27 protein-coding genes are annotated in these 26583 nt (G+C 59.6%); 11 read left to right on the top strand and 16 right to left on the bottom strand.

What is annotated here, in order from left to right; genetic code table 11:
• Nucleotides 1-119: 119 nt before the first annotated feature.
• The 4 genes from phnE (HMPREF3142_RS04995) to phnC all read right to left on the bottom strand — a co-directional run bounded on the left by phnE (HMPREF3142_RS04995) (nucleotide 120) and on the right by phnC (nucleotide 3744).
• The gene (phnE, locus tag HMPREF3142_RS04995) at nucleotides 120-1004 is read right to left on the bottom strand and encodes a phosphonate ABC transporter, permease protein PhnE (RefSeq protein ID WP_012968865.1); all 885 of its coding nucleotides are present in this window, start codon (nucleotides 1002-1004) and stop codon (nucleotides 120-122) included.
• Nucleotides 1001-1873, bottom strand: coding sequence for a phosphonate ABC transporter, permease protein PhnE (gene phnE, locus HMPREF3142_RS05000; protein WP_012968864.1), 873 nt, complete (start codon nucleotides 1871-1873; stop codon nucleotides 1001-1003). Before phnE (HMPREF3142_RS05000) ends, phnE (HMPREF3142_RS04995) begins: the two co-directional genes overlap by 4 nt.
• Nucleotides 1874-1940: 67 nt before the next feature.
• On the bottom strand, nucleotides 1941-2879 hold the full coding sequence (gene phnD / locus HMPREF3142_RS05005; protein ID WP_032691132.1) for a phosphonate ABC transporter substrate-binding protein: 939 nt from the start codon (nucleotides 2877-2879) through the stop codon (nucleotides 1941-1943).
• A 22-nt stretch (nucleotides 2880-2901) separates the two neighbouring features.
• Complete coding sequence (phnC, locus tag HMPREF3142_RS05010) at nucleotides 2902-3744, bottom strand: phosphonate ABC transporter ATP-binding protein (RefSeq protein ID WP_016160357.1); 843 nt, start codon at nucleotides 3742-3744, stop codon at nucleotides 2902-2904.
• An 843-nt stretch (nucleotides 3745-4587) separates the two neighbouring features.
• Here phnC and ecpR point away from each other — a divergent pair.
• From ecpR to HMPREF3142_RS05040, 6 genes are all read left to right on the top strand, one after another.
• On the top strand, nucleotides 4588-5130 hold the full coding sequence (gene ecpR, locus HMPREF3142_RS05015) for an ECP biosynthesis operon DNA-binding transcriptional regulator EcpR (RefSeq protein WP_008805314.1): 543 nt from the start codon (nucleotides 4588-4590) through the stop codon (nucleotides 5128-5130).
• Nucleotides 5131-5204: 74 nt separating this feature from the next.
• The gene (ecpA, locus tag HMPREF3142_RS05020; protein WP_012542737.1) at nucleotides 5205-5792 is read left to right on the top strand and encodes a common pilus major fimbrillin subunit EcpA; all 588 of its coding nucleotides are present in this window, start codon (nucleotides 5205-5207) and stop codon (nucleotides 5790-5792) included.
• Between the two features lie 58 nt (nucleotides 5793-5850).
• Complete coding sequence (locus HMPREF3142_RS05025; RefSeq protein WP_008805316.1) at nucleotides 5851-6519, top strand: fimbrial chaperone EcpB; 669 nt, start codon at nucleotides 5851-5853, stop codon at nucleotides 6517-6519.
• A 25-nt stretch (nucleotides 6520-6544) separates the two neighbouring features.
• Nucleotides 6545-9070, top strand: coding sequence for a fimbrial usher EcpC (gene ecpC / locus HMPREF3142_RS05030; protein ID WP_070611718.1), 2526 nt, complete (start codon nucleotides 6545-6547; stop codon nucleotides 9068-9070).
• On the top strand, nucleotides 9060-10703 hold the full coding sequence (gene ecpD, locus HMPREF3142_RS05035; RefSeq protein WP_012968862.1) for a fimbrial adhesin EcpD: 1644 nt from the start codon (nucleotides 9060-9062) through the stop codon (nucleotides 10701-10703). The genes ecpC and ecpD overlap by 11 nt, the downstream gene beginning before the upstream one ends.
• Nucleotides 10672-11382, top strand: a complete 711-nt coding sequence (locus tag HMPREF3142_RS05040; protein WP_012542735.1) for a fimbria/pilus periplasmic chaperone — start codon at nucleotides 10672-10674, stop codon at nucleotides 11380-11382. Before ecpD ends, HMPREF3142_RS05040 begins: the two co-directional genes overlap by 32 nt.
• 3 nt (nucleotides 11383-11385) lie before the next feature.
• On the opposite strand, the gene HMPREF3142_RS05045 is transcribed toward HMPREF3142_RS05040, so the two are convergent.
• The 4 genes from HMPREF3142_RS05045 to HMPREF3142_RS05060 are packed head-to-tail and all read right to left on the bottom strand — an operon-like array spanning nucleotide 11386 to nucleotide 14443.
• On the bottom strand, nucleotides 11386-12075 hold the full coding sequence (locus tag HMPREF3142_RS05045) for an amino acid ABC transporter permease (RefSeq protein ID WP_008805320.1): 690 nt from the start codon (nucleotides 12073-12075) through the stop codon (nucleotides 11386-11388).
• A complete protein-coding gene (locus tag HMPREF3142_RS05050; protein ID WP_012968860.1) occupies nucleotides 12065-12817 on the bottom strand; it encodes an amino acid ABC transporter permease in 753 nt (250 codons plus the stop codon). The genes HMPREF3142_RS05045 and HMPREF3142_RS05050 overlap by 11 nt, the downstream gene beginning before the upstream one ends.
• A complete protein-coding gene (locus HMPREF3142_RS05055; RefSeq protein ID WP_008805322.1) occupies nucleotides 12814-13632 on the bottom strand; it encodes an amino acid ABC transporter ATP-binding protein in 819 nt (272 codons plus the stop codon). Before HMPREF3142_RS05055 ends, HMPREF3142_RS05050 begins: the two co-directional genes overlap by 4 nt.
• A 1-nt stretch (nucleotide 13633) precedes the next feature.
• Nucleotides 13634-14443 (bottom strand): ABC transporter substrate-binding protein, encoded by an 810-nt coding sequence (locus HMPREF3142_RS05060; RefSeq protein WP_002890106.1) that lies wholly within the window; start codon nucleotides 14441-14443, stop codon nucleotides 13634-13636.
• Nucleotides 14444-14880: 437 nt separating this feature from the next.
• Between HMPREF3142_RS05060 and HMPREF3142_RS27420 the strand changes: the two genes are divergently transcribed.
• Nucleotides 14881-15057, top strand: a complete 177-nt coding sequence (locus tag HMPREF3142_RS27420; protein WP_012542732.1) for a hypothetical protein — start codon at nucleotides 14881-14883, stop codon at nucleotides 15055-15057.
• A gap of 116 nt (nucleotides 15058-15173) precedes the next feature.
• On the opposite strand, the gene HMPREF3142_RS05065 is transcribed toward HMPREF3142_RS27420, so the two are convergent.
• The 5 genes from HMPREF3142_RS05065 to HMPREF3142_RS05085 are packed head-to-tail and all read right to left on the bottom strand — an operon-like array spanning nucleotide 15174 to nucleotide 19705.
• Nucleotides 15174-15869, bottom strand: a complete 696-nt coding sequence (locus tag HMPREF3142_RS05065; protein ID WP_004204908.1) for an ABC transporter ATP-binding protein — start codon at nucleotides 15867-15869, stop codon at nucleotides 15174-15176.
• A complete protein-coding gene (locus HMPREF3142_RS05070) occupies nucleotides 15862-16644 on the bottom strand; it encodes an ABC transporter ATP-binding protein (RefSeq protein ID WP_008805323.1) in 783 nt (260 codons plus the stop codon). Before HMPREF3142_RS05070 ends, HMPREF3142_RS05065 begins: the two co-directional genes overlap by 8 nt.
• On the bottom strand, nucleotides 16631-17680 hold the full coding sequence (locus HMPREF3142_RS05075) for a branched-chain amino acid ABC transporter permease (protein WP_008805324.1): 1050 nt from the start codon (nucleotides 17678-17680) through the stop codon (nucleotides 16631-16633). Before HMPREF3142_RS05075 ends, HMPREF3142_RS05070 begins: the two co-directional genes overlap by 14 nt.
• On the bottom strand, nucleotides 17680-18579 hold the full coding sequence (locus HMPREF3142_RS05080) for a branched-chain amino acid ABC transporter permease (protein ID WP_002890128.1): 900 nt from the start codon (nucleotides 18577-18579) through the stop codon (nucleotides 17680-17682). Before HMPREF3142_RS05080 ends, HMPREF3142_RS05075 begins: the two co-directional genes overlap by 1 nt.
• Nucleotides 18580-18598: 19 nt before the next feature.
• Entirely contained in the window at nucleotides 18599-19705 is a 1107-nt protein-coding gene (locus HMPREF3142_RS05085) for an ABC transporter substrate-binding protein (protein WP_004147267.1), read from the bottom strand.
• On the opposite strand from HMPREF3142_RS05085, the gene HMPREF3142_RS29265 reads away from it, so the two are divergent.
• Nucleotides 19698-19841, top strand: a complete 144-nt coding sequence (locus tag HMPREF3142_RS29265) for a hypothetical protein (protein ID WP_046881799.1) — start codon at nucleotides 19698-19700, stop codon at nucleotides 19839-19841. The two genes, HMPREF3142_RS05085 and HMPREF3142_RS29265, sit on opposite strands and share 8 nt — an antisense overlap.
• 437 nt (nucleotides 19842-20278) lie before the next feature.
• On the opposite strand, the gene eutC is transcribed toward HMPREF3142_RS29265, so the two are convergent.
• The 3 genes from eutC to eat are packed head-to-tail and all read right to left on the bottom strand — an operon-like array spanning nucleotide 20279 to nucleotide 23832.
• On the bottom strand, nucleotides 20279-21058 hold the full coding sequence (gene eutC / locus HMPREF3142_RS05090) for an ethanolamine ammonia-lyase subunit EutC (RefSeq protein WP_016160360.1): 780 nt from the start codon (nucleotides 21056-21058) through the stop codon (nucleotides 20279-20281).
• Complete coding sequence (locus tag HMPREF3142_RS05095) at nucleotides 21055-22443, bottom strand: ethanolamine ammonia-lyase subunit EutB (protein WP_016160361.1); 1389 nt, start codon at nucleotides 22441-22443, stop codon at nucleotides 21055-21057. Before HMPREF3142_RS05095 ends, eutC begins: the two co-directional genes overlap by 4 nt.
• Nucleotides 22444-22452: 9 nt before the next feature.
• Nucleotides 22453-23832 (bottom strand): ethanolamine permease, encoded by a 1380-nt coding sequence (eat, locus tag HMPREF3142_RS05100; protein WP_008805328.1) that lies wholly within the window; start codon nucleotides 23830-23832, stop codon nucleotides 22453-22455.
• Between the two features lie 74 nt (nucleotides 23833-23906).
• On the opposite strand from eat, the gene HMPREF3142_RS29270 reads away from it, so the two are divergent.
• From HMPREF3142_RS29270 to mmuM, 3 genes are all read left to right on the top strand, one after another.
• On the top strand, nucleotides 23907-24023 hold the full coding sequence (locus HMPREF3142_RS29270) for a hypothetical protein (RefSeq protein WP_012542728.1): 117 nt from the start codon (nucleotides 23907-23909) through the stop codon (nucleotides 24021-24023).
• Nucleotides 24024-24105: 82 nt separating this feature from the next.
• A complete protein-coding gene (mmuP, locus tag HMPREF3142_RS05105) occupies nucleotides 24106-25515 on the top strand; it encodes an S-methylmethionine permease (RefSeq protein ID WP_008805329.1) in 1410 nt (469 codons plus the stop codon).
• Nucleotides 25502-26434: a homocysteine S-methyltransferase gene (gene mmuM, locus HMPREF3142_RS05110; RefSeq protein ID WP_070611720.1), complete on the top strand. Its 933-nt coding sequence runs from the start codon at nucleotides 25502-25504 to the stop codon at nucleotides 26432-26434. The genes mmuP and mmuM overlap by 14 nt, the downstream gene beginning before the upstream one ends.
• Nucleotides 26435-26583: the final 149 nt, after the last annotated feature.

Raw genomic sequence — 26583 nt, forward strand, 5'->3', positions numbered from 1 at the left:
CGATGTTGAGGCCGCCAGCACCGGCAGTTTCAGTTGCCCCAGGCCCGGCGGTGAGTCAACAGCCAGTCCTGGACGAGTAGGCCGGATAAGGCGAAGCCGCCATCCGGCGCAAAGGTGTGCTAGCGTCCGCCCTGATACAGCGGCACCGCGGCGCCGCCGATATAGCGACGGCGCAGCCAGGCGGAAAGGGTGTCCATGATCATCACCACCGCCACCAGCAGCAGGGTGATAAACATCACCACATCCCAGTTCCACAGGCGCATGTTCTCGGCATAGATAAGCCCGATACCCCCGGCGCCGACGAAGCCCAGCACCGCCGCGGAGCGGGTGTTGGATTCAATCTGATACAGGCTCAGGGCGAGGAAGGTTGGGAACGACTGGGTAAAAATGCCAAAGCGATGCTTTTGCAGGCCGTTCGCGCCCACGGCGGTCAGCCCGCGCCCGGGCGAGCGGTCCACGGCTTCGTGTCCTTCCGCGTACAGCCGTCCCAGCAGACCGGTGTCCTGCATGATGATCGCCAGCACCCCGGCCAGCGGCCCGAGGCCGACCGCGCGCACGAAAATCAATCCCCAGATAGCCATGTCGATCCCGCGCAGCACATCAAACAGGCGGCGCATCAGCAGAGCGAGGGTCCCCAGCACCACGCCGCGCATGATGTTGCGGGCGGCAAAGAAGGAGAGCAGCAGCGCCAGCACCGTGGCGGTCAGCGTCCCGGCGAAGACGATAGCCAGGGTGATGCCGATTTGCGTGAAGTAATAGCCGAACGGCCAGTTCCAGAAGTCGTGCCAGACGAACATCCGCGCCAGGTAGCGGCCAATCTGCTGCAGACCGGTGGTCAGCTGCTCGCCGCTGATGCCAAACTGCAGAAAAAACCAGACGTAATAGAGCACGCAGGCCAGCGCTACCAGCCCGACGTAGCGCAGGTAGCGCCCCTGAACCTGATAGAGCTGTTTATGCTGCCGCCGGCTGGCGGCGATATCCGGTTGCATGTGCCAGACGCTCATTTCTTACCCTCCAGTACCCACAGGCGCAGACGACCGGACAGCATGTCCAGCGCCGACACCACCAGAATGATCAGCAGCAGGGTGATGCTCACCTGATCGTAGCGGTCGAGCTTGATATTGGTCATCAGCTCCTGGCCGATACCGCCCGCGCCCACCAGCCCGAGAATCGTCGACGAACGGAAGTTGATTTCAAGCCGCATAAAGCCGTAGGAGAGAAACAGCGGTTTCACTTGCGGCCACAGGGCGAAGCGGATTTTCTGCAGCGGCGACGCGCCGCAGGCCGCCAGGCCGCGTACCGGTTTGTTTTGCGCGCTCTCCACCGCCTCGTAGAACAGTTTGGTCAGGCTGCCGACGGTGTGCAGCATCAGCGCCAGAAAGCCCGGGATCGCGCCGATGCCGAACGCCATGACAAAGATCACCGCCCACGCCAGCTCGGGCATGGTGCGCAAAAACGCCACCAGTACCCGAATGGCAAAGCGTACCGGCGCTGGGGTCCAGGCGTTGTTGGCGGCGAGGAACGCGAAGATGGTGGCAATGGCGACCGCCACCAGCGTCGAGGCCAGCGCCAGCTGCAGGGTTTCCCAGATGAGCGGCAACTGGATCGGCAGGCGATAGCCCCACCAGGCCAGCGAGCCTTTGGTCTGCACATCGGCGAACAGGTTACCGGCACTCAGAGGCGGAATGGTCTCTGCCATATAGTCAAAGAAGTGGGGCAGCGAGTGCCAGATGGTCAGCAGATTAAATTCTGCGGCGCTGCCGGCGGCAAAATAGAGCGCCAGCAGGAGTAACGACCAGCAGACGGTATCGCGCTTTTGCCGCGAGCGTACCTGCTGGTAATAGCGTTCAAATTCGGTGTGGGTCGTCTTCATGCGTCGGGGATCTTCAACGTAGCGCCGCCGCTCACCCTGGGGGCAAGCAGGCGGCGTTGAGGCAGGATTAACGCGCGCTCACCAGCTCGCGTTTCATGTCGATAATCTGCTGGAAGTCAGCCACGCTGCCCGGACCGATGTGCTGGGTACCGCCCATCGCTTTGATAAAGCAGGCGTGATCCTCGGTGTCCAGTTTTTTCACCGCCGCCACGACCTTCGCCTTAAAGTCCGCCGGCAGCGCATTGCTCACCAGGATCGGGCCGTTCGGGATCAGCGGCGATTGCCAGATAATGCGGATCTGCTTCATCAGATCCGGATGATCCATGCGAATCAGACGGTTGAACGCGCCGGTGGTGTAGCCGGTGTTGTAATCGCCGACCATCGAGGTCCAGGTGACCGCGCCCGCGAACTGACCGTTCAGCACGCCGAGGATGTCCTGCTCGTGGCCGCCCGAGAAGGTGACGCTGGAGAAGGTATTGTTGTATTTGTTGTCGGCGTTTCCGCCAAATTTTTCTTTAAACGCATGGTTAGGGATCAGATACCCGGAAGTGGAATCCGGATCGGCGAAGCCGAAGGCTTTGCCTTTTAAATCGTCCAGCGTTTTGTACGGGGAGTCGGCTTTGACGATCACCACGGAGTGATAGCCGCGAGACTGATCTTTATCGTCCACGGCGATGCCGACGATATCCACGGCTTTCGGGTTATTGATATAAACCGAAGCGTAAGAGGAGGGGGACATGCTCAGCACCACGTCGACTTTACCCCCCAGCAGACCCTGGATCACCCCGGAATAGTCGGAAGAGTTACGCAGTTTGGTATCCACGTTCAGCTCTTTATCGAGGAAGGTCTTCACACACTGGTTATCACCGATTTGCTGGGTGGCGTTCTGCCCGCCGAGAATGCCCAGATTCAGCTCTTTCGGCTGCGCTGCCGCCGCCTGCCATGCCATCATCATGCCCGCGACCACTGCGGATAAACGAACTGCGCCAGTCATATATTTTTTCATTATGTTGCCCGTGTGAGTGAAATTAATGCAATTGGCTAACTTCATCGCCGTACAGCTGCTGCAGCACATCCTGCGTCAGCCGGGAGGGGTGATCGTCAAAAATAAGCTGGCCGCTGGCGACGCCGATAACCCGGGTGCAGTAGGCCTTCACCAGCTCTACCGAATGCAGGTTCACCATCACGCTGATGCCCTGCTCGCTGATCTCGCGCAGCACATCCATGATGCGCTGGGTGTTCTTCGGATCCAGCGAGGCGACAGGTTCGTCGGCCAGCAAAATGCCGGGGTTTTGCATCAGCGCCCGGCAGATTGCCACCCGCTGCATCTGTCCCCCGGAGAGATTCTCCGCCCGCTGCAGCGCGTGCGGCAGCATGTTCATCCATTCGAGCAGCGCAATGGCGCGCGCCCGGTCGGCGGCGGGGAAAATTTTAAACAGCGACTTCAGGGTTGAAGTCTGGCTGAGGCGGCCAAGCAGGACGTTGGTGAGCACGTCGAGGCGCGGTACCAGGCAGAAGTCCTGAAAGATCATCCCGCACTGACTGCGCCAGGCGTTGAGTGAGCGGCCTTTCAGCTTTGAGACATCGTGTGGCATACCGACTTCCGGATAGCTAAGAATTTCACCGCCGCTGGCGCTGTGCGTACCATTAAGGACATGCAGGAGCGTCGATTTGCCGGCGCCGGAGCGGCCAATGACCCCGACCATTTCACCGGCGTGCAGGTCAAAGCTGATGCCGTCCAGCACCTTGTGCTGAGCATGATAGGCTTTAGTCAGGTTACGCACGCTTAAGACCTTCCGCTGCAGGCCGGTATCGAGATCGGTGAACGGCTGGAAATCAGTTTCGGCCACCGCGGCAAGAGAGCTGTTCATAAGAGTGTCCAGGTTCGTCATTAACTGGGCACTATTAATAGGTCTTTATATGAAATTTCGATGACGGTATTGCGAACAAAGCGTGAACAGGCGGGAAAAGGCGGGGATGACAGGCCGACCGCGCGGCTTGCTGACCGCTGGCGAAGCCTTGAAAAGCGGCTATGCTTTCGGGGGGCGCGAAGGCAGGCGCACCCGTGACGGCAGGCACCTATCGGCAAAACTCGTTTTATCTTGCTAATGAGGTCTGTTTAATCGAATAGATAATGCTTCTACCTTTGTTTAGCATTCATCATTCCGCAGAATTAACATATGCATAACTATTTTGTGCGGCAGGTTAATCTATTCATGTGGCTTATGAATTGGTAAATCATCCTGGTTATTGCTTATATTCAGAGTTATATTCTTTATTTTGTTGTTAATTTGGTTTATTTGACAACTCCATCCTGCCCCTCATTAAGAATATTCCTAACATAATAGGGCGAAGATCCTGGGTAATATAAAGCACAAGTAAGAATTGAGGGTAATATTGCCAATAACCTCATGAAAATAAATGTCTTTTTCCACTCCTCAAAAATCCGATATTTTCAGTTTTTGTAAATATTGACCCAGGCACGAAATTGATTGCCTGTCCGCGTGTTGACACTCCATAGGAAAAAACTTAAATTCAACGCCATGCAGAAATAATTAAAATTAAACCCGGCTTATCAAATATTGATAAGTAATGCGTGTCTTATTTAATGGCGATTTATTAAAGGAAGCGAATACGCCAGTTAACTTTGTAGGCCTGGCAAACAGTGAAGTTGTAAAAATGATTACTTCAAGGACTATGAGGTTAAAAACTATATGGAATATAAATGCTGTTCCGATAAGTACATTTGGTCTGCCCATGACTCCTACTTCTATAAAGGACTATCCGAACTCATTTTGGATATCGATGAATTAATTTATCTGTCGCAGGAGAAGATTAGAAAGGATTTTGTGTTTATCAATCTCAACACGGCTTCTTTAAATGAATTTATCAGGCGCGATAGCGAATGGCTATCCGCGGTAAAGGGGAAACAGGTCGTATTGATTGCGGCCAGGAAATCAGAAGCCTTAGCAAATTACTGGTATTACAATAGCAATATTCGCGGCGTGGTATATGTTGGCCTGAGTCGCGATATTAGAAAAGAACTGGCCTACGTAATTAATGGCAGATTTCTCCGCAAAGATATTAAGAAAGATAAAATTACTGACCGGGAAATGAAAATAATCCGCATGACCGCTCAGGGCATGCAGCCGAAATCGATCGCCAGAATTGAAAATTGTAGCGTGAAGACAGTATATACCCATCGGCGCAATGCTGAGGCCAAACTGTATTCCAAAATATATAAGTTAGTTCAGTAACACCCAGGCAATATTGTTTTTTAAATGGTTCACCGGGACATCATGTCCTTAATTCAACTCAGGATGAAAAAGCGATGAAAAAAAAGGTTCTGGCAATAGCTCTGGTAACAGCGTTTACCGGTATGGGTGTGGCGCAGGCTGCTGACGTAACGGCTCAGGCTGTTGCGACCTGGTCGGCGACCGCTAAAAAAGACACCACCAGCAAGCTGGTTGTGACCCCGCTCGGCAGCCTGGCATTCCAGTACGCCGAAGGCATTAAAGGCTTTAACTCGCAGAAAGGTCTGTTTGACGTGGCGATTGAGGGTGACGCAACGGCGACCGCCTTTAAGCTGACCTCGCGCCTTATCACCAACACCTTAACCCAGCTGGACACTTCCGGCTCCACGCTGAGCGTGGGTGTGGATTATAACGGCGCCGCGGTCGAAAAAACGGCAGATACCGTGATGATCGATACCGCTAACGGCGTGCTGGGCGGCAACCTCAGCGCGCTGGCTAATGGCTACAACGCCAGCGGCCGTACCACCGCGCAGGATGGTTTCACTTTCTCCATCATCAGCGGCACCACCAACGGCACCACCGCAGTGACCGATTACAGCACCCTGCCGGAAGGGATCTGGAGCGGCGACGTCAGCGTCCAGTTCGACGCCACCTGGACCAGCTGATCCTTCTGATGCACCAGCAGGGGGGGCTCCCCCTGCTTTTTTCACGGACGGAATTGTTATGAAAAAGCACCTTCTGGCTCTCGGGCTGCTACTTGTCGGGGTGTCGCCGGCGCAGGCGCTGGATGTCGGCGATATCTCATCTTTTATGAACAGCGGCAGCAGCACGCTGAGCAAAACAATCAAGAACAGCACAGACAGCGGTCGACTGATCAATATCCATCTCGAACGGCTCTCTTCCCCGCTGGATGGTGGGCAGGTTATCCCGATGGATAAACCGGATGAGGTGCTGCTTACCCCCGCCAGCCTGCTGCTACCCGCCCAGGCCAGCGATGTCATCCGTTTCTTCTACAAAGGCCCGGCGGATGACAAAGAGCGTTACTACCGCATTGTCTGGTTCGATCAGGCACTCAGCGATGCCCAGCGCGATAACGCCAACCGCAGCGCGGTAGCGACGGCGTCCGCCCGCATCGGCACCATTCTGGTGGTGGCGCCCCGGCAAGTGAATTACCGCTTTCAGTACGCCAACGGCTCTCTGACCAACACCGGGAATGCGACGCTGCGGATCCTCGCCTACGGCCCTTGCCTGAAGGCCGCCGACGGTAAGGAGTGTAAAGAGAATTACTACCTGATGCCGGGTAAATCGCGCCGTTTTACGCAGGTGGACACGGCGAATAAAAAAGGACGGGTTGCGCTTTGGCAGGGTGAGCAGTTTGTTCCCGTGAAATAGACAGTTGTGCAGATGGATAACGACGATGCCTCTACGACGGATTTCCCCAGGACTGAAAACGCAGCTTGCCTTCGGCATGATCTTTTTGTTCGTTCAGCCCGACGCCAGCGCTGCTGCCGTACGTGCCCAGCAGATTGGCGGGGTGATTATTCCGCAGGCCTTCAGCCGGGCGCTGCAGGACGGTATGAGCGTCCCGCTCTATATTCATCTTGCCGGCAGCCAGGACACCCGTGACGATCAGCGGATCGGCAGCGCCTTTATCTGGCTGGACGACGGCCAGCTGCGTGTCCGGCAGATCCAACTGGAGGAGAGCGAGGGGAACGCCAGCGTCAGCCAACAGACCCGACAGCAGCTGATCGGCCTGGCCAACGCCCCGTTCAGCGAGGCACTCACCATTCCCCTGACCGACAGCGCGCAGCTGGATCTCAGCCTGCGCCAGCTGCTGCTGCAGCTGGTGGTCAAACGCGAGGCGCTGGGCACCGTGCTGCGCTCGCGCAGCGAAGATATCGGTCAGTCCAGCGTGAACACCCTCAGCAGCAACCTGAGCTATAACCTCGGCGTCTATAACAACCAGATGCGCAATGGCGGGAGCAACACCTCCAGCTACCTGTCGCTGAACAACGTCACCGCGCTGCGAGAGCATCACGTGGTGCTCGACGGCTCGCTGTACGGGATCGGCAGCGGTCAGCAGGACAGTGAATTATATAAGGCCATGTATGAGCGCGATTTCGCCGGCCACCGCTTTGCCGGCGGGATGCTCGACACCTGGAACCTGCAGTCCCTGGGACCGATGACCGCTATTTCGGCCGGCAAGATTTACGGCCTTTCCTGGGGGAATCAGGCCAGCTCCACCGTCTTCGACAACAGTCAGTCGGCCACGCCGGTGATTGCCTTTTTACCGGCGGCGGGCGAGGTGCATCTCACCCGTGACGGCCGGTTGCTGAGCGTCCAGAACTTCGCCATGGGCAACCATGAAGTGGATACCCGCGGCCTGCCGTACGGTATTTACGACGTGGAAGTGGAGGTGATCGTTAATGGTCGGGTGGTCAGCAAACGCACCCAGCGGGTCAATAAGCTGTTCAGCCGGGGACGCGGCATCGGCGCGCCGCTGGCGTGGCAGGTATGGGGCGGCAGTTTCCATATGGATCGCTGGTCGGAAAGCGGCAAAAAGACCCGGCCGGCAAAAGAGAGCTGGCTGGCAGGCCTCTCGACCTCCGGGTCGCTCAGCACCCTGAGCTGGGCGGCAACGGGCTATGGCTACGACAACCAGGCGGTGGGGGAAACCCGCCTGACGCTGCCGCTGGGCGATTCGATCAACGTTAACCTGCAGAATATGCTGGCCAGCGACAGTTCCTGGAGCAGCGTCGGCAGCATCAGCGCTACGCTGCCGGGAGGCTTCAGTTCAGTGTGGGTCAACCAGGAGAGAACCCGCATTGGCGATCAATTGCGGCGCAGCGATGCCGACAACCGGGCGATTGGCGGCACCCTCAACCTGAACGCGCTGTGGTCGAAGCTGGGGACGTTCAGCGTCAGCTACAACGATGACCGCCGCTACAACAGTCATTACTACACAGCGGATTACTATCAGACGGTCTACAGCGGCGCGTTTGGATCGCTCGGCCTGCGGGCGGGGATCCAGCGCTATAACAATGGCGACAGCAGCGCCAACACCGGGAAATATATCGCTCTCGATCTCTCGCTGCCGCTGGGCAACTGGTTCAGCGCCGGGATGACCCATCAGAACGGCTACACCATGGCTAACCTCTCAGCGCGCAAGCAGTTTGATGAAGGCACTATTCGCACCATCGGCGCCAATCTGTCGCGGGCCATCTCCGGCGATACCGGGGATGACAAAACCCTCAGCGGCGGAGCGTATGCCCAGTTCGACGCCCGCTACGCCAGCGGCACGCTGAACGTCAACAGTGCGGCGGACGGCTACGTCAACACTAACCTCACCGCCAGCGGCAGCGTCGGCTGGCAGGGCAAAAACATCGCCGCCAGCGGACGAACCGACGGTAACGCCGGAGTGATCTTCAACACCGGGCTGGAGGACGATGGTCAGATTAGCGCCAGGGTTAACGGGCGGATTTTCCCGCTCAGCGGCAAGCGTAACTACCTGCCGCTCTCTCCCTATGGCCGCTATGAGGTGGAGCTGCAGAACAGCAAAAACTCGCTCGATAGCTATGACATCGTCAGCGGGCGTAAGAGTCATCTGACCCTTTATCCGGGCAACGTCGCAGTGATTGAGCCAGAGGTGAAGCAGATGGTCACCGTCTCCGGTCGTATTCGTGCAGAAGACGGCACGCTGCTGGCGAATGCGCGGATTAACAACCATATCGGCCGTACCCGGACCGATGAAAACGGCGAGTTTGTCATGGACGTGGATAAGAAATACCCCACTATCGATTTCAGCTACGGCGGCAATAAAACCTGCGAAGTGGCGCTGGAGCTCAGCCAGGCACGCGGCGCCGTCTGGGTCGGGGATGTGGTCTGCAGCGGCCTCTCGTCGTGGGCGGCGGTGCAGCAGACAGGAGAAGAGAATGAAAGTTAATGCACTGATGGCGCTGGCGATCCTCGCGCTGCTTTGGCCGGCAGCCGCACTCAGGGCGGCGGTGACCAAGACCACCTGGTCGGATGCGCCGGCGCGCGAGTTTGTGTTTGTTGAAAACAACTCCGACGACAACTTTTTCGTCACCCCCGGCGGGGCGCTGGATCCGCGTATGACCGGCGCTAACCGCTGGACCGGCTTAAAATACACCGGCTCCGGCACCATTTATCAGCAGAGTCTCGGCTATATCGATAACGGCTACAACACCGGGCTCAATGCCAACTGGAAGTTTGATATGTGGCTGGAAAATTCGCCGGTTTCGCACCCCTTAACCGGCCTGCGCTGCATCAACTGGTACGCCGGGTGCGATATGGCCACCAGCCTGATCCTGCCGCAAACCACCGACGCCAGCGGGTTTTATGGCGCGACGGTGACCAGCGGCGGCGCGAAGTGGATGCACGGCATGATGTCGGACGCGTTTTATCAATATCTGCAGCAGATGCCGGTCGGCGGCAGCTTTACGATGACCATCAATGCCTGTCAGACCTCGGTGAACTACGATGCCAGCAGCGGTGCGCGCTGTAAGGATCAGGCCTCCGGTAACTGGTATGTGCGCAACGTCACCCACACCAAAGCCGCGAACCTGCGGTTGATTAATACCCACTCGCTGGCGGAGGTGTTTATCAACAGCGACGGCGTGCCGACCCTGGGAGAAGGGAACGCCGACTGCCAGACGCAGACCATCGGCAGCCGCGCAGGATTAAGCTGTAAGATGGTCAACTATACCTTGCAGACCAACGGCTTAAGCAACACCTCGATCCATATTTTCCCGGCGATCGCCAACTCGTCGCTGGCCTCGGCCGTCGGGGCGTACGATATGCAGTTCAGCCTCAACGGCAGCTCCTGGAAGCCGGTGAGCAATACCGCTTATTACTACACTTTCAACGAGATGAAGAGCTCAGACTCGATCTATGTTTTCTTCTCCAGCAACTTCTTTAAGCAGATGGTGAATCTCGGGATCAGCGATATCAACACCAAGGATCTGTTCAACTTTCGCTTTCAGAACACCACTTCGCCGGAGTCAGGCTGGTATGAGTTTTCCACCTCCAACACGCTGATTATCAAGCCCCGTGATTTCAGCATCAGCATTATCTCGGACGAATATACCTCGGCGCCGTCGCGCGAGGGATATGTCGGCAGCGGCGAACCGGCGCTCGATTTCGGCTACATCGTCACCACCAGCGGTAAAACGGCCGCCGATGAAGTGCTGATCAAGGTGACCGGACCGGCGCAGGTGATTGGCGGGCGTTCCTACTGTCTCTTCAGCTCTGATGACGGTACGGCGAAAGTGCCGTTCCCGGCGACGCTCTCTTTTATCACCCGCAGCGGCACGACGCAGACCTACGATGCCGGGTGCGATGACAGCTGGCGGGATATGACCGATGCGCTGTGGCTGACCACGCCATGGACCGATATCTCCGGCGAAGTGGGGCAGATGGATAAGACCACGGTGAAATTTTCGATTCCGATGGATAACGCCATTTCGCTGCGGACGGTAGACGATAACGGCTGGTTTGGCGAAGTCAGCGCTTCAGGAGAGATTCATGTCCAGGCGACGTGGCGCAACATTAACTAAGGCCCTGCTGACGGTGGGCTGCCTGCTGGCAGCGCCGCTGGCGCAGGCGATCTCGGTCGGCAACCTGACCTTTTCCCTGCCGGCCGAAGCGGATTTCGCCAGTAAACGGGTGGTCAACAACAATAAAAGCGCGCGGCTGTACCGCATCGCCATCAGCGCCATCGATCGTCCGGGCGGCAGCGAAGTACGCTCCCGGCCGGTGGATGGCGAACTGCTGTTTGCCCCCCGCCAGCTGGTGCTGCAGGCAGGTGAGAGCGAGTATTTTAAATTTTACTATCATGGCCCGCGGGATAACCGCGAGCGCTACTATCGGGTCTCGTTTCGCGAAATCCCCACCCGCAACCTGACGAGGCGCAGCCCGACCGGCGGCGAGGTCAGCATGGAGCCGGTGGTGGTGATGGATACCATTCTGGTGGTGCGCCCACGCGAGGTGCAGTTTAAATGGTCTTTCGATAAGGTGGCCGGGACGGTGAGCAATACCGGCAATACCTGGTTCAAGCTGCTGATTAAACCCGGATGCGATTCGACCGAAGAGGAGGGGGACGCGTGGTATCTGCGTCCTGGCGACGTGGTTCGCCAGCCGGCATTGCGCCAGCCGGGGAACCACTATCTGGTTTATAACGACAAATTTATTAAGATCAGCGATACCTGCCCGGTGAAGCCCCGTCCCGCGGAGTGAGCCTTATCCGGCGGTCGCGCGGCGGGTAAAACGCCGGCTGGCCAGCAGGCTCAGACCGCAGCACAGCAGGTAGTACACCGCGCCGGTGAAGACGAAGATCGCCAGGGGATAGATTTGCACCCGGTTGTTGACCTGACCGGCCACGGTGGTCAGCTCCGGGACGTTGACGATAAACGCCAGCGACGTGTCTTTCAGCAGGCCGATAAAGATCCCCACCAGCGAGGGCTGAACATTGCGCAGCGCCTGCGGGAGCAGCACCAGGCGCAGCGTTTGCCCGGGGGCGAACCCCTGGGTCAGCGCCGCCTCATACTGTCCTTTCGGCAGCGACTGCAGCCCGGCCAGCACCGAGTGCATCACCGATGCGGCGGTAAACCACGCCAACGCCAGGGTCACGGTCACCGCGCCGGGCAGATCGCCGCCGGTCAGCATCGGCAGCAGATACCACAGCCAGAAGATGACAAATATCAGCGGGATGCCGCGAATAATTTCCGCCCACAGAAACAGCAGACGCCGCACCAGCCCCCCGTAGCGCCAGGCCAGGCCCGCCAGCGCAATGCCTCCCGGCAGCGCCAGCAGGGTGGCGCCGATGGCCATCAGCAGGGTCAGCGCCACGCCGCCGGGCTGGCCCTCCGCCAGTCGGCCCCACAGCAGGTAATCGAGGTTATCGGCGATCACCGCCAGATTAGCGTTCATGTTGGGCGCTCCGTTGCAGTTTTCTTCCCGGGCCGAGACGCGTTAGCGCCACGCCCATCGCCACCCCCAGCGCCAGGTACAGCGCGGTACCGACGGCAAACGCCTCCAGGGCGTGCGCGTTATAGCTCTCAATCTGTCGTACCTGATAGGTCAGTTCCGCAAAGCCGATGCCGCTGGCCAGCGATGAGAGTTTCATCAGGTTAAGATACTGGCCGACAATCGGCTGCCAGGCGTTGGCCAGCCCCTGCGGCAGGAGGATAAAGCGCAGCTCCTGCCACGGGGTAAAACCCTGCGACAGCGCGGCTTCCCGCTGCCCGTGGCTGACGGCGCGCAGTCCGGAGGCGATCTCTTCCACCAGAAAGGCGGAGGTAAAGACCCCCAGCCCCCACATCGAGCAGAGGAACTCCGGCGTCAGCCACCAGACGTTACCCGGCAAAATGGACCAGGCGTGTTCGTCGTTCACCACCTCCTTCACCGCCAGTGGCAGCAGGTTCCAGGCGGCAAAGTACCAGAACAGCAGCTGGACCAGCAGCGGAGTGTTGCGAAACAACGAGACCCACGCGGCCACCAGTCCGCGCCCCGCGCGGCCGCCGCCGAGGCGCAGGGCCAGCAGCAGGACCGCCAGCAGGGTGGCGAGCAGGATCCCGGCGACGCTGACCCAGACGGTGGTGAGAAAACCAGAGATAATCCATTGCAACGGCTGCCCGCTCAGGACGCCGTGCCAGTCAAGCATCGGCGTCACTCGAGGCTCTCCTGGTGCAGCGGATCCAGCACCTTCTGCAGAAAACGCCGTGCACGGGCATGCTGCGGATGGGCGAAAAACTCAGCCGGCGGGGCGACCTCGAGAATGTCGCCGCCGTCGATAAACACCACCCGGTCGGCAATTTCGCGGGCAAACTGCATCTCATGGGTCACCACCAGCATGGTGATCCCGCTGTGGGCGAGGGTTTTCATCACCTGCAGCACTTCGCCGATCATCTCCGGGTCGAGCGCCGAGGTGGGCTCATCGAACAGGATAATCTGCGGCGAGGAGGCCAGGGCGCGGGCGATCGCCACTCGCTGCTGCTGGCCGCCGGAGAGCTGCGCCGGCATCTGCTGCGCTTTTTCTTCCAGTCCGACCTGGCGCAGCAGCGCCAGCGCCCGCTCCTGAGCCGCGCTTTTCCCCCAGCCGTGAACGCGCTCCAGCGCCAGCGTGATGTTCTCCTGCGCCGTCAGGTGGGCGTAAAGGTTGAACTGCTGGAAGACAAAGCCGACGCGGCTGCGCAGCTGGCGCAAGGCGCTGCCGCTCAGCCGGCTGGTCGGTTTATCGTCGATCAGGATCTCGCCGCCGCTTAAGGATTCGAGCTGGTTGATCAAGCGGATCAGCGTCGATTTTCCCGAACCGGAAGGGCCGAGGATCGCCACCACTTCGCCGGGCTCGACCTGCAGGTTGATGGCGTTTAGCACCTGATGATCGCCGTAGCGCTTGGCCACATCACGGAACGTAATGCTGGCGCGCTGCAGACGTGAAAAATCCGCGGCCGGGGCCGCGGAGTGGGAGAGTAAACCCGAGAACATATTATTTCGCTTCTATGGTAAAGGCGCGCGGCTGCGGCGTTTTAGTGGCAGGTCCAAACCAGACATCATAGATTTTCGCGGCTTCGCCGGTTTTCTCCAGCTTCACCAGCTCATCGTTAACGGCTTTCAACAGGGCCGGTTCGCCTTTCTTCACGCCCACGCCAATCTCTTCTTTGCTGAGCAGGTCGGGCAGAATTTTAAACTTGGCTTTATCCGGCGCTTCCGCCAGCAGACCGGCGAGGATGGTGCTGTCCTGGGTGATGGCCTGGACGTTGCCGTTGCGCAGGGCGGTCAGGGCCAGCGGAATATCGTCATAGGAGAGGACGCGAGCCTGCGGGAAACGCTGGTGCAGGGCCTGTTCGCCGGTGGTGCCTTTCACCGCGCCGATGCGCGCTTTGCTGTACTCATCAAGCTTATCCGGAGAGCCGGCAGGCACGAGGAACTGCTGGCCGGTGACGAAATACGGCGTTGAGAAATCAATAACCTGGGCCCGCTCCGGGGTGATGGTAATGTCGGCGACGATCAGGTCGGCTTTGCCGGACTGCAGCAGCGGAATACGGTTGGCCGGGTTGGTGGCCACCAGCTCGAGTTTGACGCCGAGCGCTTTCGCCAGCGCCTGGGCAAAGTCGACATCATAGCCGACGATATGGTGGGTTTTGGCATCCACGGAGCCGAACGGCGGGTTGGCGTCGAAGGTGGCGACTTTCACGACGCCGGCGGCTTTGATGTCAGCCAGCTGGTCTGCCTGTGCCTGAGACGCGAGCAGCAGCATACCCAGCGCCAGTGCAATTTTTGTGGTTTTATTGCGCATGTTTTTTCCCCTGAATCCCTGTTTTGTTTTGTGGACATCACGCTCCCACAAATTCCCCGTCGGCGGCAAAGAAGAAAAAATTCTTATCTATAACGAAAAAGAACTTAACAAACCTGTGGGTATTCTTTATGCGCCGCTGGCGTTTTACCGGCGCGGCAACGATTGCCGGGCGGTTCCCTCTCCCTCCGGAGAGAGGGGGAGGGGTAGGGGTAATTTTCCGTTCATCGTGCGCATGGGCGTTAGCCCCGCGGTGTATACCGGGGCTGTAACGATTGCCGGGTGGTTCCCTCTCCCTCAGGGAGAGGGTTAGGGTGAGGGGATAGGAGCGGGAGTAATATGCGCCAGCCAGGATTGCAAATTCGGAATTAATATTTCCCGCGCCCGGCCAACTGTGGTTGAAATAGACCCAGGCGATTCGCTTCCCGACAGAGGAGAAAATGAAAGTGGCATTGTGGCAACGATTAACGGGCTGGCTGGCTTTTTTGTCCAACGGTGAAGCCGGACAGCAGGATACCCAGCGCGTCATGGAGGCGATACTGCCGGTGGCCAGCCTCTACGGCGTGGACATTGGCAACGTGGAAACCCGGTGGTTCCGTCATGATAAGACATACTGAGCGACGCAGGACGCGAGAAGCCTACTGGAACGAGGTGTGCTTTGTGTAGCAAGAGACTGCCTGAGGTTGCGGCAACACAGGATGCGCCGCCGCAGCCCAGGCAGTTTTGACCACGCTTATCCCCCCAGATACATCCGCTTAATTTCCGGGTTAGTCAGCATCTCCCGCGCCGCGCCTGACAAGGTGATCCGGCCATTCTCCAGGACATACGCCCGATCGGCGATAGCCAGTGCGGCCGTCGCATTCTGCTCCACCAGCAGCACCGTCATATTCTCTTCGCGCAGTTGCTTAATGATGCCGAACAGCTCTCCGACAATTTTCGGCGCCAGCCCGAGGCTCGGTTCATCCAGCATCAATAACACCGGCTCGCTCATCAGCGCCCGGGCGATGGCCAGCATCTGCTGCTCGCCGCCGCTCATGGTGCCCGCCATCTGATGGCGTCGTTCCTTGAGCCGAGGAAAGAGGGCGTACATGCGATCGCGCAGGCGGGTGTAGCCGGCGAGATTATTGTAAGCGCCCATGCGCAGGTTCTCTTCGATAGTCAGGTTGGTAAAGACCCGACGTCCCTCCGGCACCAGCGCCAGCCCGCGGCGTACAATCTGGTGGGTCTGGCTGCGTGAGATATCGTCGTTGAGGAAGCTGACGCGCCCGCTGGAGCGCACCAGGTTGACGATCCCGTTGAGGGTGGAGGTTTTACCGGCGCCATTGCTGCCGATCAGGGTGACGATCTCCCGGTCATAGACGTCGATATCAACGCCTTTCAGCCCCTGGATCACGCCGTAAAAGACCTTCAGTTCCCGGGCGTTAAGCATAATTGGCTTCTCCCAGATAAGCGGAAATGACGTCAGGATGCTGGATCGCCTCGGCCATCAGGCCGCTGAACAGCGGCTTACCATACTCCAGCACCATCACCCGCTCGCACAGGCGATTGACGAAGGGCATATCGTGCTCAATCAGCAGGACGCTGAGCTGATAGTCATGTCGCATGCGGAAGATAAGCTCCGCCAGGTCCTCGGTTTCCTTCGGGTTCATCCCGGCGGCCGGCTCATCGAGCAGCAGCAGCTTCGGCGCGGTGGCCAGCGCGCGGGCGATCTCCACTTTGCGCTGGTTGCCATAGCTTAGGTTTGTGGCTTGCATATGCGCGAAGTGGGCGATACCGATGTCCTCCAGGATGGCCATGGCTTTGGCCTTCGCCGCCCGCTCGGCCGGAAAGTAGCGGCCAATATGCAGAGCTGCCTCCAGCAGCGAGTAGCGGCTGGCGCGGTCGAGTCCGACCATCACGTTCTCCAGCACCGTCATGGAGTTAAACAGACGGATATTCTGGAAGGTACGGGCGATCCCGGCGTTCACCACCTGGTTGGGCTTCAGCCCCTTCAGCGACGTACCCGCCAGGGTGACGTTGCCGCTGGTGGGTTTATAGTTGGCGGTGATGACGTTAAACAAAGTGGTTTTGCCCGCGCCGTTAGGGCCGATAAGGCCAAAGATCTCCGCTTCATCAACATGGAAGCTGACGTTGTCGATGGCCCGCAGGCCGCCAAACTGCATGGTGACGTCCTGCACCTGCAGGATAACGTTATTTTCCGCCATAGCTGCTGTTCCTTCTTCCCATCTGCCAAATCTCTTTTTTCCCCAACAGCCCTTCGCGGGCGAAGAGCATGATGATCAGCAACAGCAGGGAGAAGACCACCATTCGCAGGCCCGGATAGGCGCCAAGATCGTGGCCGAAAAACTGCAGCGGCTGGTCGAGGAAGCGCAGCCATTCGCCGCTGCCGACCACCAGTACGGTGCCGAGCAGGGCGCCGGTGGTGCTGCCGAGTCCGCCGAGGACGATAATAATCAGCAGCTGGAAGGTGAGCATAAAGTCGAACAGCCCCGGGGAAATGGTGGTCAGCAGCGAAGCCAGCAGACCACCGCCGATCCCTTCGAAGAAGGCGCTGGTGGCGAAGGCGCAGGTTTTGATGCGGAAGGTGTTGACCCCCATGGCGATCGCCGCATCTTCATCGTCGCGAATGGCTTTCATCATCCGGCCATACTTCGACCACACCAGCTGAAGGATCATGCCGGTGGCCAGCAGGGCGAACAGCCCGCACCAGAACAGGAGATGCGGCTGCTGCGGAATATCGTTCAGCCCGATGGCGCCGTTGGTGATTTGCGGATTGTTAATAGCGAGGATCTTGATGATAAACCCAAAGCCGAGGGTGACAATGGCCAGGTAGTCGCCACGCACCCGGAAGACCGGCACGGCGAGGCACACCGCCAGCGCCGCCGCGCACAGGCCGCTTATCAGCAGGGCAGGGAGGAAGCCTGCGTGCAGGCTGAGGATCCACGGGCTGGGGGCGGCCATTTCAAACATGTCTACCTTGCTGTCGCTGGAGAGGATCAGCAGGGCGGTGACGTAGGCGCCCACCGCCACGAAGCCGTTCGGCTCCAGCGACAGCTGGCCGGTCACGCCGTTGATCAGGTTGTAGCTGACCGCAAGGATCATAAAGATAAAAATGGTGCTGATGACACGAACAATGTAGTCATTGAAAACCACGTTGATTCCGGCCAGCAGCGCGATACAGATGACAATAATGGCCAGGTTGCGCAGCTGCGCCCCGGCGGTCGTCGTCGCGTTGAGCATCAGAAACGGCTCCTTTCCAGACGTTCGTCGCCCATAATGCCGACCGGGCGGAACAAGAGGACCAGAATCAAGAACAGGAAGGCGAAAGCGTCTTTATAGCCGCCCAGTTCGGGGAAGATCGCCACGGCGACCACTTCGGTAAAACCGAGGATAAAGCCGCCCAGCACCGCGCCGGTGACGCTGCCGATCCCGCCCAGCACGGCGGCGGCGAAGGCCTTCAGGCCGATAAGCACGCCCATCAGGGGATCGATAGTGGGGTAGCTGATGGAGTAGAACACGCCGCCGAGCGCCGCGAGACTACTGCCGAGGGCGAAGACCAGGGAGATGATCCGGTTGGCGTCAATGCCCATCAGGCGCACGGTGTTGACGTCAAAGGCCACCGCGCGGATCGCCATCCCATAGCGGGTGCGGTACAGCAGCCAGAGGATCGCCAGCAGCAGCAGGACGGTGATCAGCGGCACAATCCACGCCACGTTGGTAATGATGACGCTGCCGAAGGCGCGGGTCTGGTTGAAAAAGTCAGGGGCGGAGAAGAAGCGTGAGCTGCCGCCGAACAGCACGTTAAACAGGTTTTCGAGGAAGAAGCTGACGCCGATGGCGGTGATCAGCATGGAGATTTTCGAGGCCTGACGCAGCGGACGATAGGCGACCCGGTCAATCAGCATACCAAACAGGCCGCACAGCCCGAGGGTCAGGAAAACGGCTACCCCGAAGGGTAGCCCAACTGAAGAAAATAAAAACAGCGTACTAAACGCGCCGACCATCATCACGTCCGCATGGGCGAAGTTGATCAGCCGTAGCACGCCATAAACCATCGTATAACCGATGGCAATCAGGGCGTACATGCCCCCAAGACTCATTCCATTGACCACTTGCTGGAGAAAAATGGCGCCGTCCATTTTGTAGCCTCGTCACAACTTAAGGGTTAACCACGGTACGAAACGCCAGCTTGCCATCTTTCACTTCGTTGATGACCGCGCTGCGAATGGCATCGCCGTTCTGTAACGTCAGCGTGCCGGTCACGCCCTGGAAATCTTTGGTGGCGCGGATTTTTTCATTCACGCAGACCCGATCGTGGGGATCGCTGCACTGGTTCATGGCGTTGACGATGACGTTATAGGCGTCCGCCGCCATTGCGCCCCAGGTATGGGTCGGCTGCTGGTATTTGGCTTCCCAGGCTTTGATGAAGGTTTCCCCGGCCGGGGTCTGCTCTTTGGCGTTCGGCGAGTAATAATCGGTGGTCATATAGCCGTTGACCGCGTCTTTACCGACATCGAAGAAGACCTGATCCGCGGCCAGACCGTCGCCGCCCACCACCGGTTTGTTGAGCCCCAGTTGTTTAGACTGCACGGCAATCAGCGCCCCTTCGGTGTAGTAGATCGGCATGTAAATCATGTCGACATTCTTCGCCTTGACGCTCGCCAGCTGGGCTTTAAAGTCCTTGCTGCCGCCCGGGGCCTGTACCTCGATGGGAATGGTGCCGCCGTTTTTCAGGAACTGGGTGCGGAACGCTTTCGCCAGGCCGACGGAGTAGTCGTTGCTGCTGTCAAACACGATGGCGGCGGTTTTGGCTTTCAGATCGCGGGAGGCCAGATTTGCCCCGACCACCCCCTGGAAGCTGTCCGAGAAACAGACCCGGCTGACGTACGGATGGTTACGGGTGACGCGGTCGTTGGTGGCGGTGGAGGAGACCAGCGGCGTTTTGCTGTCGTCGGCGATCTTGGTCATCGCCAGGGTGTTGGAGGAGGTGACTTCCCCGATCACGGCATCCACTTTATCGCTGGAGACCAGGCGCTGCATGGCGTTGGCCGCTTCGACTTTGTCGCTTTTATCATCGATAACGATAAGCTTGATGGTATCGCCATTTTTTAACGTCGGGGTGATGGCCTGAATAATGTCCAGCCCTTTCTGCGACGGCTGGCCGTAGCCGCTGAGGGCGCCGCTCAGGGGTAATACCACCCCGATTTTAATTTCCGCTGCCTGCGCGCTGCTGGCGCCGACCAGCGCGGCAACCAGCGTGGCCATTAAAGACGCTTTCCCGGAAAACGATTTCATTGGTATTTCTCCGTCGGTCGATTATTTATCTTTAACCATCAATGACTGCATAACATTGAGGAATAATTCGCCAGCGTGTCCGACGAATTATTGGCTGTTATGTTGAATAGATAACGAGATATATACCCTAAATAATTCGAGTCGCATGAAGGCGGCAAGTGAGCGAGTCCCCAGGCGCTTACAGAAGTCAGTGACTGGGGGGAGAGAACGCAGCCAACGCACATGCAACTTGAAGTATGACGGGTATTTTTAATGCGCTGATTTACCTTACAACGTCCGTTTCGTTTTTACTCATGCAATATTCTTATTACCTGCTGGGAGGGGCATAAGGCTGATGACAACACGGTTTTTGGTACGGTGAACGCATTTTGCCGGGGGGCGACTGGCGCCTTACCCGGCCTGAAAAATCCACCATATAAACCGGTTGAACGGTTTGCGCAGGCCCGCGCAAGCGAAGCGCCGTCGGGCAATTTCAGCGCGCACCCGAATATAATATTCAGGTGCGCCCGGTAGTATTAAAATTTATTCTGCTGCTGGTGTGACTTATTCTTTTAAAGGGGGCAATGGTTTTATTTTTCCATGCAGCGCCGGATTATCACTTTCATCTTTTAACTGCACGCCGGTGACGCGGCGTAAAAAAGCCTGCTCCAGCAGCCAGGCCAGTTTAAAGGCGGCGGCGTCATGGCCTAATCCCTCCGGACGAATATTGGAGATACAGTTGCGCTCAGATTCCAGACGCTGACGATGGGGCTGCCAGGTGAGGTAGACGCCGAGGCTGTCCGGCGAGGAGAGACCCGGTCGTTCGCCAATCAGGATCGCCACCGCGCGGGCTTTCAGGGTTTCGCCAATATCATCCCCCAGCGCCACCCGCGACTGATGCGCCAGCACTACCGGCGCCAGGCCGATACCCAGCGTTTGCAGATAGGGCAGCAGGGCGCGGATCAATGGCACCGCCTGGCGCTCTACCGCCCAGGAAGAGAGGCCATCGCCGATCACCAGCAGCAGATCGGCGGGGCGGACGCCGCTGGCGGCGAGGTCGGTGCGGCTTTCGTCGGCGAGCTGCCGCCCGAGATCCGGACGCCGAAGATAGGTGTGACGGTCCGGCGCGGCGCTGTGCACCGTCAGGGCGTCGAGGCCGAGCGCCGCCAGCGGCGCCACCAGCTGCTGGCTGGCGAACGGCTGATGAATAGCATCCCGCGCTCTGGCATGGGCCAGACCAAAGTTAAGGACTTCGCGGGTCGGCAGGCTGGCGCCGCTGCGGCCCAGGGCGATCCGCGCATCGGTAAATTCACGCAGCGGGTTCCAGGCATCGGGACGGTTCATACGGAGGCTCCTTGCGGCAGGACGGACAGCAGCGGATGGCGGGCGTCGGTGAGCCGCAGCGTGCCGTGCGGATCGATAATCTGCATCTTCGCCAGCCAGTCGGCGAACTCCGGGGCATGCTTTAAGCCCAGCAGGCGACGGGCGTACAGCGCGTCATGGAACGAGGTGCTCTGGTAATTGAGCATGATATCGTCCGCTCCGGGCACGCCGATCAGGAAGGTGAGCCCGGCGGCGCACAGCAAGGTCAGCAGGGTGTCCATATCATCCTGATCCGCTTCCGCGTGGTTGGTATAGCAGACGTCGCAGCCGATCGGCAGGCCCATCAGCTTGCCGCAGAAATGATCCTCCAGCCCGGCGCGAATAATCTGCTTGCCGTCGTAGAGATACTCCGGACCGATAAAGCCGACCACGGTATTGACCAGTAGCGGTTCAAAGTGACGGGCGACGGCGTAGGCCCGCGCCTCACAGGTTTGCTGATCGACGCCGTGGTGGGCGTTGGCCGACAGGCAGCTTCCCTGGCCGGTCTCAAAATACATCACATTGTTGCCGAGGGTACCGCGCCTGAGGCTGAGGGCCGCCTCACGGGCCTCCTGCAGCATGGCAAGATTGATGCCGAAGCCGCTGTTGGCCGCTTCGGTTCCCGCCACCGACTGAAACACCAGATCCACCGGCGCGCCGCGCTCAATCAGCTGCAGCGTATTGGTGACATGGGTCAGAATGCAGGACTGGGTGGGAATGGCGAAGCGCTGAATAATATCGTCCAGCATGACGTTCAGCTGCGCCAGCACCGGTAAGCTGTCGCTGGCCGGGTTGATGCCGATCACCGCGTCCCCGGCGCCGTACAGCAGCCCGTCGAGCATACTGGCGGCGATGCCTTTCAGGTCGTCGGTAGGATGGTTGGGCTGCAGGCGTACGCTGAGGTGGCCGGGCAGGCCGATGGTGTTGCGAAAGCGCGTCACCACCTGGCATTTGCTGGCGGCAAGGATCAGATCCTGATTGCGCATCAGCTTACTGACCGCCGCCGCCATCTCCGGGGTGATGGCGCGGGCGACCCGCTGCAGCGTGGCGGTATCGGTGGCATCATCCAGCAGCCAGTCGCGAAAATCGCCGACCGTCAGATGGCGCAGGGCGGCAAAGCCCTGCGCATCATGGGTGTCGAGGATCAGGCGAGTCACTTCATCCTGCTCGTAAGGGATAAGCGGGTTGTCGAGAATGTCGGTCAGCGGCACCTCGGCGAGGGCCATTTTCGCCGCCATCCGCTCTTCGGCTGAGGTGGCGATAACCCCTGCGAGGGCGTCGCCGGAGCGGGCTGGCGACGCTTTCGCCATCAACGTTTTCAGACTATCAAAGCGCCATACCTGGCCCGATAGCGTGGTTTTATACATGCCGCCTCCTCAGGAGACCGTGCGCAGTTGAGGATCCACTGGCGCCCGTTCACGGGCCGCTGCGGTTTTGCGGAACCACAGGTAGCCGCCGAGCATCATCGCCGCGAAAATCAGCGCCAGCAGCAGGTTATACCAGACCATCGCCACCAGGCAGAGCACCGCCATGCCGAGGGCAAAGGCCGGCGCCAGCGGGTAGAGCGGGGCGCGGAATGGGCGGATCAGCTTCGGCTCGCTACGGCGCAGTTTGAACAGCGCCGCCATGGAAGTGATATACATAACAATAGCCCCAAATACCGACATAGTGACGATACAGGCGGTCAGCGGCATGCCGCTGATGGTGATCAGCGAGTCGGAGAAGATCGCGGCGATACCGACCACGCCGCCGGCGAGGATCGCCAGATGCGGGGTGCGGGTGCGGCGGTTGAGGGTCGCCAGCCCGGCGGGCAGATAGCCGGCGCGGGCGAGGGAGTAGATCTGCCGCGAATAGCCCATAATGATGCCGTGGAAGGAGGCGACGAGGCCAAACAGCCCCAGCCACACCAGCATATGCAGCCAGCCGCTGCCATTGCCCACCACCGTCTTCATCGCCTGGGGCAGCGGATCGTTAATATTGGACAGCGCGCGCCAGTCGCCGACGCCGCCGGCGAAGACCATCACGCCGATCGCCAGCACCGTCAGCGTCAGAATGCCGCCGCCCAGGGCGCGCGGAATGGTGCGCTGCGGATCTTTGGCCTCTTCGGCCGCCATGGAGGCCCCCTCAATGGCGAGGAAGAACCAGATGGCGAACGGAATGGCGGCGAACATCCCCGGCAGCGCCAGGCCGCTGAAGCTTTCCGCGCCCGCCCAGCCGTTAGTGGTGAAGTGGCTCCAGGAGAAGCCGGGCGCGACCACGCCCATGAACACCAGCAGCTCGAAGATGGCCAGCAGGGTGACGATCAGCTCGAAGGTGGCGGCAATGCCGACGCCGAGAATATTGAGCGTCATAAAGATCACGTAAGCGCCGCAGGCGACCCATTTCGGATCCAGCGCCGGAAACTGCACGTTGAGGTAGGCGCCGATGGCCATGGCGATGGCCGGCGGGGCGAAGACGAATTCAATCAGGGTGGCAAAACCGGCGATAAAACCGCCGGTGGGCCCGAAGGCGCGGTAGGCATAGGCGAAAGGGCCGCCAGCGTGCGGGATGGCGGTGGTCAGCTCGGTAAAGCTGAAAATAAAGGCGCAGTACATCGCGGCGACCGCCAGGGCGACGACCATAAACCCCATCGTGCCCGCCTGCGACCAGCCGTAGCTCCAGCCGAAGTACTCCCCGGATATCACCAGTCCGACGGCGATCCCCCATAAACGAAAACTGCCGAGCGTTCTTTTTAAGGTGGTGGTTTGCTCTGTCATACGTGTTGCCTCGCCAGATAGAAAGGTTCTGAACGACAGGCTGCAAAGAGAGTGCCAGAACGTGGTCCGTCGCGATGAGGCGTCAGCGCGTGGCGCGCCCGCTGGCGCTGCGCAAAAATGGGGCAGGCTGCACGCTGTCGGCGCGTGCCCTGGTGCAGCGGCTTTGCTTTTTCCGCGGCGGCACGGTATAACACTTCTTCTTTTGGATGTTTAGATGTCTATACGTTTATACGCATCATGACCCGGGCAAGCGGGCTGGCGTGAGAAAATAAAATGCAAAGCACAACACAACAACAAGGTGGGCAACTGAAGCGCACCATGAAAACGCGCCATCTGATCATGCTGTCGCTCGGCGGCGTGATTGGCACCGGCTTATTTTTTAATACCGGCTATATCATCTCCACCACCGGCGCGGCCGGGACGCTGCTGGCGTATCTGATTGGCGCCCTGGTGGTCTGGCTGGTGATGCAGTGCCTCGGTGAATTGTCGGTGGCGATGCCGGAGACCGGCGCCTTCCACGTTTACGCGGCGCGCTATCTTGGCCCGGCGACGGGCTATACCGTGGCGTGGCTCTACTGGCTAACGTGGACGGTGGCGCTGGGTTCGAGCTTCACCGCGGCGGGTTTCTGCATGCAGTACTGGTTCCCGCAGGTGCCGGTCTGGATCTGGTGCGTGGTGTTCTGCGCGGTGATCTTCGGCCTTAATATCATTTCGACGCGCTTCTTCGCGGAAGGCGAGTTCTGGTTCTCGCTGGTGAAAGTGATCACCATCATCGCGTTTATTATTCTCGGCGGCGCGGCCATTTTCGGCATCATTCCGATGCAGGATGGCTCGCCGGCGCCGGGCCTGCACAATATCACCGCCGAAGGCTGGTTCCCGCACGGCGGCCTGCCGATCCTGATGACCATGGTGGCGGTGAACTTCGCCTTCTCCGGGACGGAGCTTATCGGCATTGCCGCCGGAGAGACGGAAAACCCGCATAAGGTTATTCCGGTCGCCATCCGCACCACCATTGCCCGGCTGATTATTTTCTTTATCGGCACCGTGTTCGTGCTGGCGGCGCTGATCCCAATGCAGCAGGCGGGGGTGGAGAAAAGCCCCTTCGTGCTGGTGTTTGAAAAGGTGGGCATCCCTTACGCGGCGGATATTTTCAACTTTGTGATCCTGACGGCGATCCTCTCGGCGGCTAACTCCGGCCTGTACGCTTCCGGGCGGATGCTGTGGTCGCTGTCGAACGAGAAGACGCTGCCGGCCTGCTTTGCCAAAGTCAATAAACGGGGCGTGCCGGTGACCGCGCTGTCGGTGAGTATGCTGGGCGGCGTGCTGGCGCTGTTCTCCAGCGTGGTGGCGCCCGATACGGTGTTTGTGGCGCTGTCGGCGATCTCCGGTTTTGCGGTAGTGGCGGTGTGGTTGAGCATCTGCGCCTCGCACTTTATGTTCCGCCGCCGCCATCTGCAGCAGGGTAAGGCGCTGAGCGATCTGCAGTATCGCGCTCCCTGGTATCCGGTGGTGCCCGTTCTGGGGTTTGTGCTGTGCCTGGTGGCCTGCGTGGGCCTCGCCTTTGACCCGAGCCAGAGAATTGCGCTGTGGTGCGGGATCCCCTTTGTGGCCCTGTGCTATGGTGCCTGGTATCTCACTCGTTCACGGAATATGACTCAGGAGTCCCAACATGTCGCAGACTAACCCGTTCACTGCTCTGCTTGCCGCCCAGCCTTATGTCCTGCTGGACGGCGCCATGGCCACCGAGCTGGAGGCCCGCGGCTGCGATCTGGCCGACAGCCTGTGGTCGGCGAAAGTGCTGCTGGAGAACCCGCAGCTGATCCGCGATGTGCATCTCGACTACTTTCGCGCCGGGGCGCAGGTGGCGATCACCGCCAGCTATCAGGCCACCCCGGCGGGCTTTGCCGCGCGCGGGCTGGATGATGCGCAGTCCCGGGCGCTGATCGGCAAAAGCGTCGAACTGGCGCGCAAAGCGCGCGAGGCGTACCTCGCCGAGAACCCGCAGGCCGGCACGCTGCTGGTGGCCGGTTCGGTAGGGCCGTATGGCGCGTTTCTCGCCGACGGCTCGGAGTATCGCGGCGATTATCAGCGCAGCGCGGCAGAGTTCCAGGATTTCCACCGCCCGCGCGTCGAAGCCCTTCTGGATGCGGGCGCCGACCTGCTGGCCTGTGAAACCCTGCCGTCATTTGCTGAGATCCAGGCGCTGACGGCCCTGCTGCAGGACTATCCCCGCGCCCGCGCCTGGTACTCTTTCACGCTGCGCGACGCCGAACATCTCAGCGATGGGACGCCGCTACGCGAGGTGATGGCTGCCCTGGCGGATAACCCGCAGGTGGTGGTGGTGGGCATCAACTGTATCGCCCTGGAAAATACGCCCGCGGCGCTGGCGCATCTGCACAGCCTGACGGCCCTGCCGCTGGTGGTCTATCCTAACTCCGGCGAACATTATGATGCGGTGAGCAAGACCTGGCACCATCATGGCGAAGCCTGCGCCACCCTGGCGGATTATCTGCCGCAGTGGCTGGCGGCCGGGGCGAAGCTGATTGGCGGCTGCTGCCGCACCACGCCGAAGGACATCGCCGCGCTTAACGCGAAGCGCTGAGTTTTTTGCCGGGTGGCGCTGCGCTTACCCGGCCTACACTTTGCGCGATCCGTCGCCGCCACCCGGCGCCAACCATCTGCCACTCACCAACCGCTCAAAACCAACTATCCTTTCCCGCTTTTGTTCTAAAAACGATTCGCTATTAGCCA

The organism is Klebsiella sp. HMSC16C06 (assembly GCF_001808325.1).
Lineage (GTDB): Bacteria > Pseudomonadota > Gammaproteobacteria > Enterobacterales > Enterobacteriaceae > Klebsiella > Klebsiella variicola.

Coding starts and splice junctions, on each gene's coding strand:
- HMPREF3142_RS05055 (WP_008805322.1), bottom strand. CDS start 13,632: ATGTTCTCGGGTTTACTCTCCCACTCCGCGGCCCCGGCCGCGGATTTT.
- phnE (WP_012968865.1), bottom strand. CDS start 1,004: ATGAGCGTCTGGCACATGCAACCGGATATCGCCGCCAGCCGGCGGCAG.
- ecpA (WP_012542737.1), top strand. CDS start 5,205: ATGAAAAAAAAGGTTCTGGCAATAGCTCTGGTAACAGCGTTTACCGGT.
- ecpD (WP_012968862.1), top strand. CDS start 9,060: ATGAAAGTTAATGCACTGATGGCGCTGGCGATCCTCGCGCTGCTTTGG.
- HMPREF3142_RS05060 (WP_002890106.1), bottom strand. CDS start 14,443: ATGCGCAATAAAACCACAAAAATTGCACTGGCGCTGGGTATGCTGCTG.
- ecpC (WP_070611718.1), top strand. CDS start 6,545: ATGCCTCTACGACGGATTTCCCCAGGACTGAAAACGCAGCTTGCCTTC.
- HMPREF3142_RS05040 (WP_012542735.1), top strand. CDS start 10,672: ATGTCCAGGCGACGTGGCGCAACATTAACTAAGGCCCTGCTGACGGTG.
- eutC (WP_016160360.1), bottom strand. CDS start 21,058: ATGAACCGTCCCGATGCCTGGAACCCGCTGCGTGAATTTACCGATGCG.
- phnD (WP_032691132.1), bottom strand. CDS start 2,879: ATGAAAAAATATATGACTGGCGCAGTTCGTTTATCCGCAGTGGTCGCG.
- HMPREF3142_RS29270 (WP_012542728.1), top strand. CDS start 23,907: ATGAGGCGTCAGCGCGTGGCGCGCCCGCTGGCGCTGCGCAAAAATGGG.
- phnE (WP_012968864.1), bottom strand. CDS start 1,873: ATGAAGACGACCCACACCGAATTTGAACGCTATTACCAGCAGGTACGC.
- mmuP (WP_008805329.1), top strand. CDS start 24,106: ATGCAAAGCACAACACAACAACAAGGTGGGCAACTGAAGCGCACCATG.
- HMPREF3142_RS05070 (WP_008805323.1), bottom strand. CDS start 16,644: ATGGCGGAAAATAACGTTATCCTGCAGGTGCAGGACGTCACCATGCAG.
- HMPREF3142_RS05080 (WP_002890128.1), bottom strand. CDS start 18,579: ATGGACGGCGCCATTTTTCTCCAGCAAGTGGTCAATGGAATGAGTCTT.
- HMPREF3142_RS05045 (WP_008805320.1), bottom strand. CDS start 12,075: ATGAACGCTAATCTGGCGGTGATCGCCGATAACCTCGATTACCTGCTG.
- mmuM (WP_070611720.1), top strand. CDS start 25,502: ATGTCGCAGACTAACCCGTTCACTGCTCTGCTTGCCGCCCAGCCTTAT.
- HMPREF3142_RS27420 (WP_012542732.1), top strand. CDS start 14,881: ATGAAAGTGGCATTGTGGCAACGATTAACGGGCTGGCTGGCTTTTTTG.
- HMPREF3142_RS05065 (WP_004204908.1), bottom strand. CDS start 15,869: ATGCTTAACGCCCGGGAACTGAAGGTCTTTTACGGCGTGATCCAGGGG.
- eat (WP_008805328.1), bottom strand. CDS start 23,832: ATGACAGAGCAAACCACCACCTTAAAAAGAACGCTCGGCAGTTTTCGT.
- ecpR (WP_008805314.1), top strand. CDS start 4,588: ATGGAATATAAATGCTGTTCCGATAAGTACATTTGGTCTGCCCATGAC.
- phnC (WP_016160357.1), bottom strand. CDS start 3,744: ATGAACAGCTCTCTTGCCGCGGTGGCCGAAACTGATTTCCAGCCGTTC.
- HMPREF3142_RS05085 (WP_004147267.1), bottom strand. CDS start 19,705: ATGGCCACGCTGGTTGCCGCGCTGGTCGGCGCCAGCAGCGCGCAGGCA.
- HMPREF3142_RS05025 (WP_008805316.1), top strand. CDS start 5,851: ATGAAAAAGCACCTTCTGGCTCTCGGGCTGCTACTTGTCGGGGTGTCG.
- HMPREF3142_RS05095 (WP_016160361.1), bottom strand. CDS start 22,443: ATGTATAAAACCACGCTATCGGGCCAGGTATGGCGCTTTGATAGTCTG.
- HMPREF3142_RS05075 (WP_008805324.1), bottom strand. CDS start 17,680: ATGCTCAACGCGACGACGACCGCCGGGGCGCAGCTGCGCAACCTGGCC.